13 protein-coding genes are annotated in these 18,337 nt (G+C 53.2%); 10 read left to right on the top strand and 3 right to left on the bottom strand.

What is annotated here, in order from left to right; genetic code table 11:
• Positions 1-337: 337 nt before the first annotated feature.
• A complete protein-coding gene (gene rbsK, locus AC0YOA_RS20805; protein WP_475788223.1) occupies positions 338-1,246 on the bottom strand; it encodes a ribokinase in 909 nt (302 codons plus the stop codon).
• A gap of 437 nt (positions 1,247-1,683) precedes the next feature.
• On the opposite strand from rbsK, the gene AC0YOA_RS20800 reads away from it, so the two are divergent.
• From AC0YOA_RS20800 to AC0YOA_RS20765, 8 genes are all read left to right on the top strand, one after another.
• Entirely contained in the window at positions 1,684-3,237 is a 1,554-nt protein-coding gene (locus AC0YOA_RS20800) for an extracellular solute-binding protein (protein WP_475788222.1), read from the top strand.
• A gap of 77 nt (positions 3,238-3,314) precedes the next feature.
• On the top strand, positions 3,315-6,608 hold the full coding sequence (locus AC0YOA_RS20795; RefSeq protein WP_475788221.1) for a glycosyl hydrolase: 3,294 nt from the start codon (positions 3,315-3,317) through the stop codon (positions 6,606-6,608).
• A gap of 45 nt (positions 6,609-6,653) precedes the next feature.
• Positions 6,654-7,631, top strand: a complete 978-nt coding sequence (locus AC0YOA_RS20790) for an ABC transporter permease (RefSeq protein WP_475788220.1) — start codon at positions 6,654-6,656, stop codon at positions 7,629-7,631.
• Between the two features lie 44 nt (positions 7,632-7,675).
• A complete protein-coding gene (locus AC0YOA_RS20785) occupies positions 7,676-8,542 on the top strand; it encodes a carbohydrate ABC transporter permease (RefSeq protein ID WP_475788219.1) in 867 nt (288 codons plus the stop codon).
• A 171-nt stretch (positions 8,543-8,713) separates the two neighbouring features.
• Entirely contained in the window at positions 8,714-10,966 is a 2,253-nt protein-coding gene (locus tag AC0YOA_RS20780; RefSeq protein WP_475788218.1) for an AraC family transcriptional regulator, read from the top strand.
• Between the two features lie 114 nt (positions 10,967-11,080).
• A complete protein-coding gene (locus AC0YOA_RS20775; RefSeq protein WP_475788217.1) occupies positions 11,081-13,258 on the top strand; it encodes a glycoside hydrolase family 88/105 protein in 2,178 nt (725 codons plus the stop codon).
• A gap of 116 nt (positions 13,259-13,374) precedes the next feature.
• Positions 13,375-13,521, top strand: coding sequence for a hypothetical protein (locus AC0YOA_RS20770; protein ID WP_475788216.1), 147 nt, complete (start codon positions 13,375-13,377; stop codon positions 13,519-13,521).
• Positions 13,522-13,560: 39 nt separating this feature from the next.
• The gene (locus AC0YOA_RS20765) at positions 13,561-14,736 is read left to right on the top strand and encodes a glycoside hydrolase family 28 protein (protein ID WP_475788215.1); all 1,176 of its coding nucleotides are present in this window, start codon (positions 13,561-13,563) and stop codon (positions 14,734-14,736) included.
• A gap of 29 nt (positions 14,737-14,765) precedes the next feature.
• On the opposite strand, the gene AC0YOA_RS20760 is transcribed toward AC0YOA_RS20765, so the two are convergent.
• Complete coding sequence (locus tag AC0YOA_RS20760) at positions 14,766-15,404, bottom strand: NADPH-dependent F420 reductase (RefSeq protein ID WP_475788214.1); 639 nt, start codon at positions 15,402-15,404, stop codon at positions 14,766-14,768.
• A 102-nt stretch (positions 15,405-15,506) separates the two neighbouring features.
• Between AC0YOA_RS20760 and AC0YOA_RS20755 the strand changes: the two genes are divergently transcribed.
• On the top strand, positions 15,507-15,863 hold the full coding sequence (locus tag AC0YOA_RS20755) for a winged helix-turn-helix transcriptional regulator (protein ID WP_475788213.1): 357 nt from the start codon (positions 15,507-15,509) through the stop codon (positions 15,861-15,863).
• Between the two features lie 164 nt (positions 15,864-16,027).
• Here AC0YOA_RS20755 and AC0YOA_RS20750 read toward each other — a convergent pair whose 3' ends face one another.
• Positions 16,028-16,234 (bottom strand): hypothetical protein, encoded by a 207-nt coding sequence (locus AC0YOA_RS20750; RefSeq protein WP_475788212.1) that lies wholly within the window; start codon positions 16,232-16,234, stop codon positions 16,028-16,030.
• Positions 16,235-16,509: 275 nt separating this feature from the next.
• On the opposite strand from AC0YOA_RS20750, the gene AC0YOA_RS20745 reads away from it, so the two are divergent.
• On the top strand, positions 16,510-18,282 hold the full coding sequence (locus tag AC0YOA_RS20745) for a methyl-accepting chemotaxis protein (RefSeq protein WP_475788211.1): 1,773 nt from the start codon (positions 16,510-16,512) through the stop codon (positions 18,280-18,282).
• Positions 18,283-18,337: the final 55 nt, after the last annotated feature.

Raw genomic sequence — 18,337 nt, 5'->3', positions numbered from 1 at the left:
TGCAGCCGGACTCCTCTCAACAACGAGGCAAGCAGGTTCAGATGCCAAGCTCCATCGTATAGATCTCATTAGCCGGGCTTCCGGATAATCTGCCGGTTACGAAAGACGAAAGGTTATAAATGGCTTAAAGAATGGGTCTTCTACAGCTGGCAGAACAGCTGTGGAAGACCCTTTTGCGTACTTATAGAATGTTTCACGCCTATAACTTTCTAGGGAAGAAACTAACGGCACCGCCATAAGGACGGCAACAGCCGTCTCTTCTTGGAATAAATGGCTTTCCTCAACCCGGCAGCAGCCTGGCTTATTTCCTTCAAGCTATCCGGGACAAAAGAGTCGTTCACTCGCTTTCCACTTCATCAAGCGACGGCATGCCGTCCTGGGCGCCGAACTTCATGACAGACAAGGAGGCTGCCTTGACGGCGAAATTCAGACTTGGCTCAAGCTCCCGTCCGCTTGCGATGGCGAAGCTGAGCGCGGCATTGAAGGAATCTCCGGCGCCGGTGGTATCGACCGGCTTGACCCTCCGCGCAGGCACGGTAATGATGCCATCCCCATTGATGCAGGATATGCCGGCTTCGCCTCTGGTGACGATCAGCGTATTGCCGTAGCGGGACTGCCATTTGCTCATTTGCCTGAACAGCTCCTCCTCCGAATCGATGGAAGAGCCGCTGTAATGGGCAAATTCGGTCTCGTTGGGCGTGAAGATATCCGCGAGCTGAATCCATTCATCCGGCAGCGGGAGAGCGGGCGCCGGATTCAGCACGATTGTCACACCGGCTGCAGCGGCAATGCGCATCGCGCGCTCCACCGCGGGCAGCGGAATTTCCAGCTGGACGAGCAGGATATCCGCGCAGCGGATGGCTTCCGCATGCGACTCTACCATCTCGGGATCGCACAACCCGTTAGCGCCGGGGATGATGACAATGCAGTTGTCCTCCTGCGTATGCATAATTGTGGCTGTGCCTGTGGAAGTATCGTGCTTCACGGCGATTGCCGGGGTGCTGACGCCGAACTGTTCCATTCGGCTAATGATTTGCGCGCCGAACATATCATCGCCCACGGCTCCGATCATCGTAACGGCTGCGCCCAGCCGTGCGCACCCGACAGCCTGATTGGCCCCTTTGCCGCCTGATATATAATGGATTTCCTTGCCGGGTAGAGTCTCCCCGATGACCGGCAACCGGTCCAGAGAAATGACAAGATCCATATTCAAGCTGCCCACAACTGCAATGTTTGGTTTTTTCATTCGGTCTGCCCCTTCCATATTGGTCATGTAACTTTTGGTCCTTGCTCTGAATTTATGATAACGTTTACTTACTATATCATGACCGCTTGGCCGGCGTATATTAGGCCAGATAAGAACCGGATGCGTTCAGGGGCATTTTTTTGCAGGCTAAGACATTCTTGCTTCTTACGATTATAAACCTTGCACGGGGAAGCTGTTAAATAGCAGATCTCTCCAGCCGGAGGGTTTTTCGGGAACGGCCGGTATTGCCGTGTTAGCGGTGAATTCCTTGCAGCCCGCTTCAATGTGCAAACAGCAGGAAAAAGTCCTATGCTCCCTGGGAGCTCCGGCAAAAAAAGACCATTGTCGGTGCAAGACCGGCTGTACTAATGTTTTCCTTGTGCATGGACGGTTTGTGTACAGCGCTTACTATTCGATTCATTAAAGGGAGGAACAACATGTTCAGGACTGGAAAGATCAGAAAAGCAGCGATCATGCTGCCGGCAATCGCTTTGGCCTTGTCACTCGCGTTAACGGGCTGCGGCAGTTCAAACAGTAACAGTGAAGGAGAGACTCAGGGGACTGCCCAAAGTGAAAAGCCGCTTGAGGTTAGCATCATGACCATATTGCTCAGCTCCACCCCTACGGCCGACGACAACCCTCTTAAGCTGGCAATTGAGAAAGCTACCAACTCCAAGATGAATATTCAATGGGTATCCGGCAATAATTACGCGGACAAATTGAATGTTACGCTGGCTTCGGGAGATATCCCGAACATCATCCTGATCAATGATCCGTTTACCCCTGTCTTCCGCAATGCGGTCTCTCAGGGAGCCTTCTGGGACGTGACGCCTTATATTAAGGATTACCCCAATCTTAATTCGAAGATATCGGAGACAGCATGGCAGCTGACCAAGATGGAGGATGGAAAAAATTACGGCGTTCCCCGCCCTCGCCCCGAGGAAGCAGACAGCTTCTTTGTTGTCCGAAAGGATTGGCTTGACAGCGTGGGGATGAAAGAACCCACGACGATGGATGAGTTTTATCAGGTTTTGAAAGCCTTTTCAGAAAAGAATCCAAGTAAAACCGGACAAAAGGACATTGTGCCCTTCGCGGCATACTTGAATTCCCCTCTTGACATGGGAGCCTTGAATCAGGTGGAAAACAGCTTTACAGGAGTAAATGGCAAATGGAAATATATAAATGATCAGCTGGTAAATGTAAACTTCCTCCCTGAAATGCGCAAAGCAATTGAATTTGAAACCAAGCTGTATAAAGAAAAGCTGATTCCCGAGGACTTTGCGTCCTTAAAGCTATCGCAGGTCGGGGATATGTTTAAAGCCGGAAAAGCCGGGATGATTGTGGAGAAGGCGGGAACCATGACCGAATACTACAATACGCTGAAAAAGGTGGACCCGAGCTTCAAGGAAGCAGACTTTTACCCGCTGACGAGCATCGACGGCTATAATCCCAAAGGCACCGGCTTCTCCGGGATTCTGGCTATTCCGAAATCAGTTCCGGAAGCCAAGATGAAGCAGATTCTGGGGCTTATCGACACATGGATGAACGATGATGTGTTCGCTATCCAGCAGTATGGCTTTGAAGGTCAACATTATAAGGTGGAGAACGGCAAGAAAATCATCGACAAGGAGGCGCTGGACAAGGACGGGGCTTCGAACTTCAACCAGATCGTCTATGTGGCCGACCCGTATGCCAGCTCCACCAAAATCAATTTTCCGGATGAGGTCAATAAGCTCTATACATCGATCCAGGACGAGCGCGCAAAAACCAGCGTAGCGGATATCGCCACTGGCCTGTACTCTCCGACAGCGCAAACCTTCCTTCCTGAATTCGATAAGAAGGTAACGGATCTCAAGACCAAAATCATTCTTGGCAGAGAGCCAATGACCGCCTGGGACGACTTCGTAACGAAGATGAAGGATGACCCGGATATGGTCAAATTGAGCCAGGAACTGACGGACGCGTACAAACAGCGTATCTCCAGCAAATAACCAAACGGGACAGCCGGCCCGGCAAGCCGGCCGTCCCTCATACTATTCTGATCATAATGAAGCAAGGAGGAATCAATATGTTTGATTTGCAATCGTTCATGGATCCTGCGCCAGAGTACAGGGTGCATCCCTTCTGGTTTTGGAACGGAGAAATGGCCGATGATCAGATCCGTCTGCAAATTCGCGAGATGGCGGAGAAAGGACTCGGCGGCTTCTTTATATGCGCCAGGCAAGGCTTGAAAATCCCCTATTTATCGGACACCTGGTTCCGCAAGGTGAAGGTGGCCGTTGAAGCGGCCAAGGAGCACCGCCTGAACGTATGGCTGTATGACGAATACCCGTATCCCAGCGGCATAGCCGGGGGAGAGGTCGTGCTGGAACATCCTGAAGCCAAGCACTACACCCTTGTCCATCGGACGGAGCGCGCTTCGGGCGGGCAGCATCTGGCGCTGGAATTGCCATGGGCCCGTATCCTGTATGCGAAGGCTGTGCCGCTCACCCCTGCAGGGGAGCATATCTGGAATAAAGCCGTTGATGTGCGCGGATCTATCGGAAATTATCAATCGGAACCGATTTTCCAGAAGGCCGGCTTGACCGCTTATAACCAGAAGCGCTTCTTCACCTACCGGACGGTGCAAAAAATGGATTGGACGGCACCGGACGGAGAATGGGAAGTCATCATCGTCCAGGAGGAAGAGATCGAGGATTTCAAATACTACGGCACCTTCGTCGATCCTTGCAACAGCGAAGCGATGGCTGCTTTCATCCGTCTGACGCACGATAAGTACGCCGAACATTTGTCCGAGTATTTCGGCGGCACCATCAAGGGAATGTTTACCGATGAAATCGGACTGCTCGGAAGCATCCCCTGGTCGCCCCAATTGGCGGAGTTTTTCCTGGAGCTTAACGGCTACGATATTCGCGAGTACCTGGAAGCGCTGCTGTTTCACGATGCAGAGCAGGCGGCTCGGATTCGCTACGATTATTATCAGGCTGTTCACCTGCTGCTGCTCCAAAGCTATCACAAGCAGGTCCATGACTGGTGTGAAAGCCACGGGCTTAAGTATGTGACGGAGGTTCCTTCCGTCAGAGCCACAACCCAAACATACAGCCACGTGCCCGGAGGAGACACCGCCCATGAGAAGCTCGGACGTTCGCTCGACTGGATATTGGAGCGCAATGCCGTCAATTTCCGAAGCAATGCCAAGATGGTCAGTTCCATCGCGCGCCAGTTCAAGCGGGAACGCAATCTGATCGAATGCTTCCACAGTGTAGGGTGGTCCATGACGCTTCAGGATGCCAAGTGGATGATCGACCGGATGGCTGCGATGGGCACGAATTTTTTCAATTTCCATGCGTTCTTCTACACGCTCGACGGGTTGGCCAAGCATGATGCCCCGCCCTCGCAGTTTCTGCAAAATCCGTATTGGGAGCATTTCCGCCAGTTGGGGGACTATGTGGGAAGGATCAGCTACGTGATGAGCACAGGCGAAGCGGCTATTTCAATTGCCGTTCTGCAGCCGACGACTTCTCTCTGGACGCATATGGGCAATCCGCTGCATGGCTTCGGCTATGGGGGCCGGCAGCCGGAGGAGAAACGGCGTCTGGAGGATTTGAAGCGCTGGTGGGGAGGCCTATGCGACGGGCTGACCAAGAGCGGCAGAGACTTCGACCATCTGGATACCGGGCTTCTGGCTCTTGCGGAGCTGGACGGAGGAGAGCTTGTGCTGGGCAGCGCCCGTTATTCGGTGCTGGTTGTTCCACCGCTCACGAACCTGGAAACAGGCGCATGGAACAAGCTTGAAGCCTTTATTGAAGCGGGCGGAACGGTGCTCAGCTTAGGTCAGCTGCCTTATGAGAATATAAGCGGGGAGCCATGGGACGGGGAGAGCATCGGGCGCGCATTCGGCTTGCCTGAGGGGATCCGCGAGAATTTCTGGAGCGGACTGTCCGGCAATTACGGCCATCAGAGCCCGCAGTGGAGCAAAGGCCCTCTGGAGGCGTACCACCTTGCCTGCCCGGCGTCCATGGACGTGAAATCCGGCGTGGTGCAGCTTGCGGAGCTGTTGAACAAGCTTCAGCCTGCGCCGGTTAAGCTGCTGCCTGCTTGCGGCGATTGGGGGCTGCTGCTGCAGACCCGGCGCCTATCTCCCGATACGGCGCTCGTCTTCATCAGCAATCAGGAGGAGGCGCAGCGGGACGTTGTTTTGCAGGCAGACGTTAGCCTATGGGGCAGAGCAGCCGATGGGGATGCTTACGGCGTACAATTCCAGCTCCTGTCGCTCAATGACGGCTCTGTGAAGCCTGCAGCGGGTGAATGCCGCGATGGCCAATGGATCTTGCCGGTCAAGCTGACCGCTTACGATTCTTGTCTGGTTATGCTCCAGCGGGTTCCATCTGTGAATGACGGGCAGGAGAAGGCAAGCGCCGGAGACCAGCCATGGAAGCTGACGGTGGATGCTTCCGGGGAGTGGCAGATCAGGCCGTTGCAGGATAACGCGGTACGGCTCGACACCTTCCGCTTGAGTGTTCATAGCGGTGGGCCGGATGCGGCTGCTCCTCTGATTGAAGCGGACAATGTGCCGGTGAAAACCTTTATTGATCAATGTGCGGATCTGACTGCCTCCATGCCTTTGCCTGTGAATATGGGGCAATTATTCGGAACACCGCAGCGAATTGCGATGGCTTATCCGCTGGCTGGCCGCTACAGCGTGGAGGTCGAGATGCTGGAAGTGCCGGATGCCGTTCGAATCGTCATGGATCAAGGGGCGGTCTCGGGGGAATGGACGATCAGAGTAAACGATAATATTTTGAATGCATCGTGCTTTGAGAGCGTCTTCTTGTACGATCACATGAATATAGGCTGCGACATTACAGCCTATCTGCAGGCAGGCATGAATTCGATCAGCGTCGAGGTCGAGCTCGGACATGACTGGGACGGTCTGGTCGATGCCATCTATCTGACAGGGAGCTTCGATGCCGGCTTTAACGGCAGCCGGGTTGTGCTCGGTCCTCCGGTTGAACGGTTGTCGGCGCTTAAGGCAGGCCCATATCCGGGCCATCCGTTCTTTGCAGGCGTAATGTCGTTTCAGCGGACGGTCAACCTCCCGTCCGATGCCGGCTCCAGCCCGTTCGAGCTTTCGTTCAACGATTTGGATCCTCAATTCCACGAGACTGCCGAGGTGCTGGTCAACGGGCATTCGCTAGGCGTATGCACATGGATGCCGTACCGGTGGAGCGGAGAGGCCGGGCTGCTGCACGAAGGGGAGAACCGCATAGAGGTTCGTGTTACCACGACGCTGATCGGACTGCTGGAAGGGAAGTATTTCGATTATGCCGATCATAGCTTGAAACCGGTGCAGACCCTGTAATGGCTGGAGGCTGCCCGATTAATCATCCGAGAAAGGAGAAATGTCATGACAACTTTAAGCCAGCAGCAATCTCCGCCGCAGGGCGCATCAAGCTTCCCTTTATCGCGGCAATCCCGTTTAAGAAAACTGTGGAAAGACCTGCAGCGTGATAAGTATCTGTACCTGCTGGCCTTGCCGGGTCTTCTTTTCTTTCTGATATTCAAGTATTTCCCATTGGGCGGAATCGTGATTGCCTTTCAGAATTACTCCCCGTTTGCGGGAATAACAGGGAGCGAGTGGGCCGGGTTGGAGCATTTCAGACGATTTTTCTCCAATCCCGAATTTATGCTCCTTTTCCGGAATACGATGGCGATTAATCTGATGAGCCTGATCTTTTTCTTCCCTCTGCCGATCATCCTTTCACTCATGCTCAATGAAGTGAAGAACATGGTCTACAAGCGGGTGGTTCAATCCGTCGTCTATATGCCCCACTTTCTGTCATGGGTGATTATCTCCGGCCTTACCTTCCTGCTGTTTGCCACGGGCGAAGGTCTGGTCAACAAGGTGCTGGAGGCGATTGGAGGGGCCAAGATCGACTTTCTGACCAATGCCGACCTGTTCTGGATTATGCTGACGCTCCAATCGATCTGGAAGGAATGCGGCTGGGGTACAATCCTGTTTCTGGCGGCCATGGCAAGCATTGATCCCGGGGTGTATGAAGCGGCGCGCATGGACGGTGCCAGCAGAATCAGACAGATGTGGCATGTTACGCTGCCGGCGATCCGCAGTGTGATCGTTGTCCTGCTGATCCTAAGGCTTGGCCATATGATGGACGTCGGCTTCGAGCAGGTGTTTCTCATGTACAATGGCGCGGTATCGGAAGTGGCGGAGGTATTTGACACTTACGTGTACAGGGTCGGAATTCAGCAGGGACAGTTCAGTTACAGTACTGCGGCAGGCTTGTTCAAGTCGGTTGTCGGATTGACGCTGGTCCTGGCAGCCAACTGGCTGTCCAAGAAAATGGGTGAGGATGGCGTATATTGACAAGACTCCATGAAAGCACCCGAAGCCTTACAAGGAGGGGTACAATGAGAACCGGTCTGGGAGATCGCATGTTTAGCGTAATGAATATCGCATTGCTCGGCTTGATTGCCGTTGTGTCTGCCTTTCCTCTGTACTATGTGTTTGTCGTTTCTTTTACCGATCCCACGGAATACGTAACCAAAAACTTTGTCCTGTTCCCGACAAAATGGTCGCTTGAGTCCTACAAATTCCTGTTTTCCACAGGCGCCTTTACACATTCCATCGGCGTCAGCGTGTATGTGACGGTGGTGGGAACAGCCTGCAGCCTGGTGGTGACTGCAGCATTTGCCTATACGCTGTCACGCAAAAGATTGCGCGGGAGGCAGATTATTTTGCTGCTAATCCTGCTTACGGTCCTGTTCAGCCCGGGCATTATTCCTAACTATCTGATTGTTCGTGAATTGAATCTGATTGACAGTCTCTGGTCGCTGATTCTGCCGGCACTGGCCAGCGGATGGAACGTGATCCTGATGAAAAATTTTTTCGACAATATTCCAGCCGAGCTGGAGGAGTCGGCGGCGATGGACGGCTGCAACGATTTGTCGATCTTCATCCGTATTATCCTGCCGCTGTCGCTTCCTTCGCTGGCCGCCTTCGGATTGTTCTACGCGGTCGGGTACTGGAACCAGTTCTTCAATGCCTTGATTTACATTAACGATGCCTCCAAATGGCCGATGCAGGTTATGCTGCAGAATATTCTGCTTAATGCCAACAACAGCGAGCTTAGCACGGACGCAACGGCGATTGCCCCGCCAACGGAAACGCTCAAAATGGCGGCTGTCATCGTTGCCACAGTTCCGATTCTTCTTGTTTATCCGTTTCTGCAGAAGCACTTTGCCAAAGGTGCGATGGTAGGCTCGGTCAAAGGATAAGCCAGGGGCCGGGTCGGTCGGCTATAAAGGATTCCATCTTTGTACTGTCGAAATGGGTCATATAAAAACGAAATTTTGGAAGGTGAACTCTCCTTGACAGGATTCTGGAAGCCACGACTCGGTAAAGCTAGTAAATTTAAATCGAAAAGCCGCTTTTATCGCAGAAATCTGGTGCTGATTTTGCTTGTTGCCAGCTTCCCCGGTTTGATTATCGGCTTCTGCACCTACTGGATTGCAACTGATAAATTGGAGGGAGAGCTGCAGCGTCTGCATATCGATCAGATTAATCAAGGGGCCGCGGTCATTGACGATCAGCTGAATTATCTGGAGCTTACGATGTCGCACTGGGCGTTTGATCCCAAGTTTGAAGACGAGAAATTGAAAACGCTTAACATCGGCTATGATTTTGAGCAGGTGAAGGATTTGTATCGAACCCTGCTCCTGATGGAGGGAACCCATCCTTTTCTGCAGAAGGTGCAGCTGTTTCTCAATGAACCGCGGCCGGTTCTCTTCTCGACGGAAAGGTTCACTTATATCGACCAGCCTGGGGACGCCGAGATCTACAGCACGTTGTTAAACCAGAAAAAGTCGGCTTTCTGGACGAATCAATATGGTACCGAGGATAACATTGCTCTTGTCAACAAAATACCCGGAGGCAGCCTCAAGCCATTCGGCATGATCATTGCAACAATTAACACAAGCAAGCTGATTCAGTCTCTGAAGACGCTGACTCCAACCCATGAGGGAGTGACGCTGTTGTTGAATAAGAACGGGGGATTGGAGATGTCGACGAGCGGGAAGCCGTTCTCAAGGCTGGAAGAGGCGCTGAAGCAGGAATATGAAGCGCACAGCTCCAGTTCGGAATCTTTTCTGTTTCCGTATAAGGATAAGAGCTATTCCGTTTCCTACGGCCAGTTCAATCGTCTCGGCTCAACCTGGGTGTACATCTCGGCGACGCCGCTCAGCTCTATTGTCGCCCCTGTCGTGATGGTATCCAAATGGATCCTGTACATCAGCTTGACGGGTCTGACCATTGCTCTACTGATGTCGTCGTTTGTTTTGCGGCGCATTTATTCACCGGTGGAACGGCTTGTGGCCTTGTTGACCGGAGGCAAGGGCTCCGAGTACAGCGATGAATTCGATATGTTCGAGGTGGAATGGAAGCATCTGGCCAGTGAGCGGGAGCTGCTTCACTCGAAGCTGAAGGAACAGCTTCCGGTTCTGCGCGAAGGGTTCTTCCTGCAGCTGGCTCAGGGCTATTTGTTTGCTCTGGGCGAAAACGAGATAAAGGGGCGAATCCGGCATTATGGCTGGGAAAATGATAATGTGCAGTATGTAGCGCTCATGTTCCGTTTGACCGGGTTCTCCGGTCTTGAGGGGCGATTCTCGCTTGGCGATGAGGATCTGGTTACCTACGCGACGGCCAACATCGTCGACGAGCTGGCAAGAAAGCAGTATGAGCAGGCGGAAGTGATCAATTTCCACAACTTCTCTATCGGCTTGCTGCTGGCACTGCCGAGCGACCAGCCTGTCAAGTGGTTGAATGCCGATCTGGATCTGTTCTGCCGGGAGCTGATGCGGACCATTAATCATATTATCAGGATGCAGGTGACGGTCGCGATCAGCAAATCAGTATACAGCGTCAAGCAGATTCCGCATATTTTTGAGGAAGTCAGACAGGCAATGGCATACCGCGAGCTGATCGACGACGACAACCAGATACTATGGACCGAGGAGCTGGCGAAATCAAGCCTGCTCATGGAGTGCAGTTATCCGTTCTCCCTCGACAAAGAGATCATCAACGCCATCCGCAGCGGTCTGGAGGAGACTGCGGGCGAGTTGATCAGCCAGTTCATGGACGATTTGTCAGCCAACGGCTCAACTGAATTTTATATTCAACAGGGCATGCTGCAGCTGCTCGGCAGTATCCGTTATGCTGCGCTGCAATCCGGCATGAACCCCGTTCGACTATTCGGGAGTGTCAATCTCTTCGATGAACTGGCCGGGATCAAGGAGCGGGACGAAATGCAGAAATGGTTCCGGCATAAGGTGGTCAAGGTGCTGGTTCAGGAGATGATCAGCAGGCAGGATTACCACTTGAAGCATATTATTGAGAAGGTCATTCTTTTTTTGAACGAACAATATATGACCGGACTATCGCTTGAATCATGCGCTGACAGATTTGAAACAAGTCCTTATACGCTCAGCCGGGCGTTCAAGCAGATAGCAGGCATCAACTTCATCGATTACCTGACCGATATTCGAATCCGGAACGCCAAGCTGCTCCTTCTGGACCCCGACCTGAAAATTAATGAGGTCGCAGAGAAGGTTGGCTATCAGCACAGCTACTTCAACCGTATTTTCAAAAAATATGAGGGCATTACACCCAGCAGCTACCGCGAGCTGAACCGGCAAGGAAAATGACAGCGGGATCATCCCGCCCAAAGCGCCAAACGGCAGGAAGGCGCATATTACAACGCAGGGACAAGCATGCCGTTGAGTGTTCCTGCAATAATGCGACAGGAGGTTCTTTAAGCCATGAATGAAGCGTATATAAATGAGCATGACAGCATATTTACGGCATGTGGCGGAAGCGTGGGCGAGGCATTAACAACGGTAACGAATCGCTACATCGGCAATCATCCGCAGCATCCGATGACCTGCCGGGCCTTCAATGCCGACGGGATACTGAAAAAGCACGATTACAGCTATAATTTCATTCTGACGGAGCGCTTTCCCGATATGCGAAACGGGCAGTACATCTATGCCTGGTCCAAATTCTGGAGTGAGCAGGATGCGCCCATGACCTTTATTTTGCATTGCTATGGACCCCTTCAATTTTTTGCAAATGGGGCTTCCGTATATAAAGCGAATCTGGCCGACGAATTGAATGCCAAGCGGAGAATACCCGTAACCGTACCTTTGAACAAGGGCTGGAACCATTTTGTCATCCTGTTTACGAAGACTGAGGCTGGCTGCGGGGGTTCCTTCGGACCCGGCTCATACAAGAGCAATCCGACCTATGTGCTGGCCCCGTCACCAGAGAGAAACGGGCACGAGGGTTGGATATACAGCGGTCCGCTGGACAAGCGCCAGGAGCTGCCCGGTCCGCAAACCAAAGAGGGTGACAGCGGAATCGTCTGGTATCCATGCCTGCAGTGGGGTGAGCGGGATCACTTACATCCCATGGCACGCATATTTGGAGATTTGAACAACCGTTATGCCGTAGCCTGGACGAAATTAACCTGTACCCTGGACGGCGCCTCCTCTATTGTACTGAAAGGCCGGGCAGCGGGAATCACAGAGATATTCATCGACGGGAACAAAATAGCCGAACAGACGACAGGGGATTTTTCCATACCGCTCGATCTCTCATACGGCCGGCACGATCTGCATATCCGCTGCGCCGGCACCATGGAGAATTGGGGATTCCGGCTGGATGAGCTGCCTGCAGGAGTCCTCTTGGCGCCGCCTTATCCCGTGGAGGGCGGAGCGGACGAGTGGTTATATGCCGGCCCGCTCGAAGCGGATGAGCCGCTGCCGCCAACCGGGACGGCTTATGCGCTGATCGATACGAAAGCGGGCGGCACCTTCTGGCGGCTGGATCAGCCCAATACCTGGGTGCGCCTCTTCGCGGATAACGCATTGTTCGGCAGATGGAATTATCCGCTTGGCGTTACGCTCTACGGTTTGCTGCAAACCGGCAGACTGCTCGATCGCGGGGATGTGACGGCCTATGTGCGAAGCCATATCGAAACCTGCACGCAGCTGTACCGTTATGCCATGTGGGACAAGCAGCAGTTCGGGGCGTCGGGTGTGCTCAATACGCTCGCTACACTTGACAGTCTGGACGACTGCGGCTCCTTCGGGGCTACCATGCTGCTGGCGCTTCAGGAGCAGGGCATGAACGGAGCTGACGAGATCGCCGAGTTGATCGCAGATTACATCTCTGGCGAACAATACCGGCTTCCGACCGGGGCCTTGTACCGCAAGCCGCGAATCGCCGATTTTACCCATGAGACGGTCTGGTGCGACGATCTGTATATGAGCGTGCCTTTCCTTTGCCGTTATTATCAGCGCACCGGCGACATCCGCTATATTGAGGACGCGGTCAACCAGCTCCTTCAGTTCAGGAAGCTGATGTATATTCCGCATCTGCAGGTCATGTCCCATGTGTATGACCTCACTTTGAACAAACCGACCGTGGTGGCATGGGGGCGGGGTAATGGCTGGGTGCTGTTCTCGCTCTCCGAGCTGCTGGCGGCTCTGCCGGAAGATCATGAACAGCGCCGGGAGCTGCTGCGCTATTTTAATGAGCTGTGCGAAGGGTATTTGCGGCTGCAGGGGGTGAATGGCCTGTGGCATCAGGTGCTGACCGATGCGGAATCGTATCAGGAGACTTCCTGCACCTCCATGTTTATATATGCCTTTGCGCGCGGCATTCGCTTCGGCTGGTTAACCGGCAAGCAGCGGTATGTCGAAGCGGTCCTGAAGGGCTGGAAGGGTATGACGCAGATCTCCATCGACAAAACAGGCAATGTTTACGGCGTATGCAGGGGCTCCGGGTATTCATTCAATGGAGATTACTACAAGGATGATCTGCCTTGGCTGCTTAATGATACGCACGGTATTGGAATCGTGCTGCTTGCGGGGATCGAGGTTCTGCAAATGGAGCAGATGCTTGCCGGGATGCACGCGGCTCCCCTAGGAAGCTAGTGGCTGTGACTGACCAGGAGGTTAACCCGCAGGAACTCTTGTGAACCCCTTCATGCGGATGCTTTGGCTGGAGCTTGAAAAAAATGAACTGCTTTGCGGAGACGGGCGGGAAAGAAATGAGACGAAACGAAGTTTTCTTGGTGAATGATTATGGCGCGGTTGCGGACGGAGACACGCTGGCCACCGCTTCAATTCAGGAGGCTATCGACGCTGCATGGGGCGCAGGCGGGGGCCGGATTGAATTTGCTCCGGGCTCCTATTAGACGGGGGCTCTGTTTCTTAAGTCCAATGTGCAGCTGCATTTGGCTGAAGGTGTGGAGCTGCGCGGTGCCGCAGGCGAGGAGGACTACCCTGAGCTATGGTCGCGTGTTGCCGGCATCGAGATGAACTGGTACAGCGCATTGATCAACATTTGCGGTCAGGAGAATGCAAGCATAACCGGAAAGGGAACCATAGACGGTCAAGGCAGCTGCTGGTGGGATAAATATTGGAGCATGCGCAAGGTATATACGGAGCAGGGGCTGCGCTGGGCCGTCGACTACGACTGCAAAAGGCCGCGGAACATTCTGGTTATCGATTCGTCCCGGATCGAACTGAAGGATTTCACCTCCCTCCGCTCAGGCTTCTGGAACGTGCATATCTGCTACTCCGAGCACGTAGCGGTGTCGGGGCTAACAATCCGCGACAATGAGGGACCAAGCACCGACGGGATCGATATTGATTCGTCCTCCCATGTTCTGGTGGAGAACTGCTACATCGATTGCAACGATGATAATCTCTGTATTAAAGCCGGGCGCGACGCCGATGGACTGAGGGTCAACCGGCCCGCCGAGGATATCGTTATCCGCAATTGCATAACGGGAGCGGGAGCCGGCATCACCCTTGGCAGCGAGACCTCCGGGGGCATTCGCAATGTAGAGATATACAACATCAAATCTGTCGGGACGAGCAACGGCCTGCGGTTTAAATCGGCGCGGAACCGCGGAGGCCTGATTGAGAATATCCGGGTCCATGACCTGGAGATGAGCGATGTGCGTAATCCGTTCAGCTTCCTGCTGAACTGGAACCCCAGCTACAGCTATGCTCAAATTCCGGAAACCTGGGAGGGCGAGGTCCCTGTTCATTGGCAGGTTCTCGCAGAGCCCGTGCTGCCCGAGCAGCGGGGAATACCGGAGTTCCGCAATGTGGAGATCGCCAATGTCACGGTCAGGAATAATCTGCTCCCCGGTTCCGGCAGACCCGTATCCTATGCCTTCGAGGTGGAGGCGTATCCTGAAAAGCCGATCTGCGGCATCCGCTTGAGCAATATCTTGATAGAAAGCCATGCAGCCGGCACAATCTCGCATGCGAAGGACTGGACAATGAACGATGTGGTCATTCGCACATTGGATGGCGTCAATGTCCGCTTGAACCATTGTGATGACGTTGACCTGCCGGAAGCGGAGCACTTTGTTTTCAAAACCTTGGAAGATTCTTAGACTGGAAATCCTGGTCTGATCCGCGATTATTAATCTCTCAGCAGGGCAAATGCCGCACCAGGCGACTGAAGCCGGATTTCGCTTATGACGCAAGCAAGCATGATGGATTCCTGCAGGCGGCTTTGCCGGATATCGCCCAGGTCGACGACGTCCTTCCACCCTAGATCGTTCAGGAGGGACGCGGCCTGGTTTTTGGCATGCTGTTCATTGCCGGACATAAACATGACGGGTACGCCCTCCCGGTATGCCGGCCGCACCATTCTTTTGTCGCTGACCGTATTGAGTGTTTTAACGACACGGCTCTCCGGCAGCATCTGCTGCATGATTTCACCCGCTGATGTATTGTCGTACAGCAGCCGCAGGCCGCTGCTGAACTCAACCGCGTTGCTTACATCAATAACCGTTTTGTTCTTCATGTATGAATGATCAATGTTATCAAGCACATCCGCCGCGCAAGACCAGGGAAGCGCCACGACAATGATTTCACCGAACCGGGCCGCTTCATTAAAGGAAACGACGTCCCCTTGTCCGCCTGCTGCTTGCTTCCATGCCCCGTGCTTCGCATGCTGCGGATCGCGGCTGCTGATTGCCGCATGATGGCCGGCCCGTATCAGGCCATGGCCTATAACTGCCCCTGCGCTGCCTGCCCCGATGATTCCGATATTCACAAACATCCTCTCCTCTCTAGATGAGATTATAAGAGCTTATGATGGGGCGGACAATAAGGCACTTTTTGGTTTCCAATATCCGCGAAACTGATATCGGGTATAATGGTTTTAAAAAAACGAGGTGATTCGATGCCTGTTAAGCCTAACGAATGTCCGGTCGAAATTGTATTTTCTCTCTTGAGCGGGAAGTGGAAAATCCCCATATATAGACACTTATATAAGAATGGCCCTGTGCGATATGCCGAACTGCGCCGGCATCTGCCATCCATTTCAAAAAAGATGCTGACGGAGCAGCTTCGGGAGCTTGAGGCTGACGGCATAATTGACAGGGAAATTTATAGCGGAATGCTGCTGAAGGTAGAATATTCATTGACTCCGCGCGGACGGTCGATGATATCGTTTCTTGACATGATGAGCGAGTGGGGGGTTAAGCACTTTTCTTCGAAGCATTCACAATGACAGAGGTTAGCGGGAGAAAAAGAGAGTCCTTGATCCAGAGCTTCCGCTTTAACAGTCCGATATAAATGGTACGGAGTTAGACAAACCAGATTGAAGTATCGCTTCGCAAGAGGAAGCCTGTTTCAAGGCTTCCTCTCAAGGAAGCGGCGCATTCGTCTCTATAGTTAATGAGCGGCAGTAGACTGCTGACCGCTATTCCATTCCTTGATCTCCAGTTTGCTTTTGTGGCCCCATTTCTTGCTCAGCTTTTTCAGGAAACTGCTGTTCTTCCTCTCCTCCTGCATCATTCGCAGGCCTCTCATCAGCATTAGGTGTCTGCGATCGTCATCGTGACTCAGCTTCCGCATTTCTTCGAAATATTCGCCATTCATGCTGTTTCGCACTCCTTCTAGGTGGTTTCTTCAAAAGGTAAATCTTTAGTCCTGGTTACTATTACCTATTATATCGGACGCCACTGAACAAATTCTGAAAGAATTCGGGTTTTTATGACATTTTATGGAACAAATAAGAAGGAATTGTGACAATATGCCTCAGGCTATTTCGCATTTACATATATACATATAGGCACTGGAAGCCGATATAAGCAGCATGGTCGTTTTATCGCAGCAGGCAGCAGGAATAATATTGTACAATCCGAAGGGACTGGATGAAGATTATGAAGGGGTTTGTGTGGTTTAGAAAACGCTTAACATTACGGATTGCAGCGGTGGTCATGGCGGTCTTTCTCCTGTTATCGTCATGTTATATCTGGCTGCAAATCAGCAATATGAAAACAGCGGCCAAGGAGGCGATTACGAGCTATGGCACGCGTATGGCCGGCAGCTATTCCAGCCAGCTCGATACGCAAAGTCTGGAGCAATTTTTAACCGATCCGCAGGAAAACGAATTGTACTGGACGATCCGGCAGGGGCTTGACCGGTTCCGTACGCAAATCGGCGCTCTGTATGTGTATATTGTCCAAATAGACGCAAGCCAGCGTCCGCTGATTATGATCGACGGCCAGCCGAAGGATTCGGACTCCGCATCTCCGATCAATGAAGTGACGGATATCCCCGCGGATGCGGTAAAGTCGCTGCTGGCTGGCAGCCCGGCGAATTCGCCGGTAATCGATAATCCGCAGTACGGAAAATATATCTCCTCATACGCACCGATCAAACGTCCGGACGGAACGGTCATCGGCGTGCTTGGAATCGATACGGAAGCCGCGGTTATTGAAAGCATCGCAAGCGGCGCCATACGCGAAAGCCTTCCCTTTTATCTACTCATCATCTTGATGACCTTGCTGGGACTCGCGCTTATTGTATGGGTGCTCTTCCGCGCATTCCGTCCGCTTAAGTGGATTGTATCCGGAGCGGAGAATATAGCGGCTGGCGAATTTGCCAAAGCAAACCGGCAGATGCTTGAGCATCCTGTTCGGTCGGTGGATGAGGTGGGCGCCATGTACAGGGCGATCGTCAACATGTCAACCAGCTTGAACACGATCGTCGGCGGTATGGTATCGAACATTGCCCAGACATCCGCGCAGGTTGCCCAATCCTCGGACCGGTTTGCGGCGGAAGCCCAGCATTTGCTTGAAATGAATACCCATGTCAGCGAGGCTTCGAGCCTGTTGGCCGAGGGCGCAAGCGCCCAGCGCATCAGCTCGGAAGAAAGCGCGGGCTCGATGGGGGAGATTGCGGCTATTATCCAGCGGATCTCCGAAGCGGCATCTGCCGTATCGGACGCATCCATGCAGGCCCTCGAAAGCGCGGAATCCGGCAGGCATTCCGTCGGACGAATGAACAAGCAGATCCGCACGATTTCTGCGGCTGCGGAGGAAGCTGCCTTGCGGGTGGCGACTCTGCGCAATTATTCGGTCGAGATCGAAGGAGCGTTGGCGGCCATTTCCCAAATTGCCAACCAGACGAAGCTGCTTGCGCTCAATGCATCTATTGAGGCGGCGCGGGCCGGCGAGCACGGTGCCGGATTCGCGGTTGTTGCAGGGGAAGTAAGAAAGCTGGCGGATGAGGCTTTCGTCTCCACGGAGCTGATAGCTTCATTGCTGCAAAATGTTCAAAGCGAATCGCTTCGCATCAGCGAGGCGATGGAGAATGGCGCAAGAGAAGTGCATACGGGAGAAGCGCTATCCGTGGAGGCGGACGAGTCGTTTACGCATGTGGTGGAAATGTTCCGGTTAGTGACCGGACAAATTCAAGAAATTTCCGCCGGAACCGAGCAAATGACAGCTGGCTCCGAAGAGGTTCTGGCATCCAGCGTCACGATCGCCGAAATCGCCAAAGCCTCCTCCGACCAGACGTTTCAGATCCGGGAGCTGACGGATCAGCAGCTGCGCATCGTTCAGCAGTTTGCCGATTCCGCCGCAGAGCTGAGCGGGACGACGCATCATTTGCTTGCGGCCGTCAAGCAGGTAAAGGTGTAACTCGAACAAAAAAAACGAGCCTTGGAAACAACCTGGAGGCTCGTTTTTTTTGTCT

It is taken from the genome of Paenibacillus sp. JT22N12 (genome assembly GCF_056269365.1).
Note: the sequence above shows the minus strand (reverse complement) of the source record. Positions and strands in the feature narration are given on the sequence as shown.

Excerpts from the sequence above, each read along its gene's own strand:
- rbsK (WP_475788223.1), bottom strand. The coding sequence starts at position 1,246 with ATGAAAAAACCAAACATTGCAGTTGTGGGCAGCTTGAATATGGATCTT.
- AC0YOA_RS20800 (WP_475788222.1), top strand. The coding sequence starts at position 1,684 with ATGTTCAGGACTGGAAAGATCAGAAAAGCAGCGATCATGCTGCCGGCA.
- AC0YOA_RS20795 (WP_475788221.1), top strand. The coding sequence starts at position 3,315 with ATGTTTGATTTGCAATCGTTCATGGATCCTGCGCCAGAGTACAGGGTG.
- AC0YOA_RS20790 (WP_475788220.1), top strand. The coding sequence starts at position 6,654 with ATGACAACTTTAAGCCAGCAGCAATCTCCGCCGCAGGGCGCATCAAGC.
- AC0YOA_RS20785 (WP_475788219.1), top strand. The coding sequence starts at position 7,676 with ATGAGAACCGGTCTGGGAGATCGCATGTTTAGCGTAATGAATATCGCA.
- AC0YOA_RS20775 (WP_475788217.1), top strand. The coding sequence starts at position 11,081 with ATGAATGAAGCGTATATAAATGAGCATGACAGCATATTTACGGCATGT.
- AC0YOA_RS20770 (WP_475788216.1), top strand. The coding sequence starts at position 13,375 with ATGAGACGAAACGAAGTTTTCTTGGTGAATGATTATGGCGCGGTTGCG.
- AC0YOA_RS20755 (WP_475788213.1), top strand. The coding sequence starts at position 15,507 with ATGGTTTTAAAAAAACGAGGTGATTCGATGCCTGTTAAGCCTAACGAA.
- AC0YOA_RS20750 (WP_475788212.1), bottom strand. The coding sequence starts at position 16,234 with ATGAATGGCGAATATTTCGAAGAAATGCGGAAGCTGAGTCACGATGAC.
- AC0YOA_RS20745 (WP_475788211.1), top strand. The coding sequence starts at position 16,510 with ATGAAGATTATGAAGGGGTTTGTGTGGTTTAGAAAACGCTTAACATTA.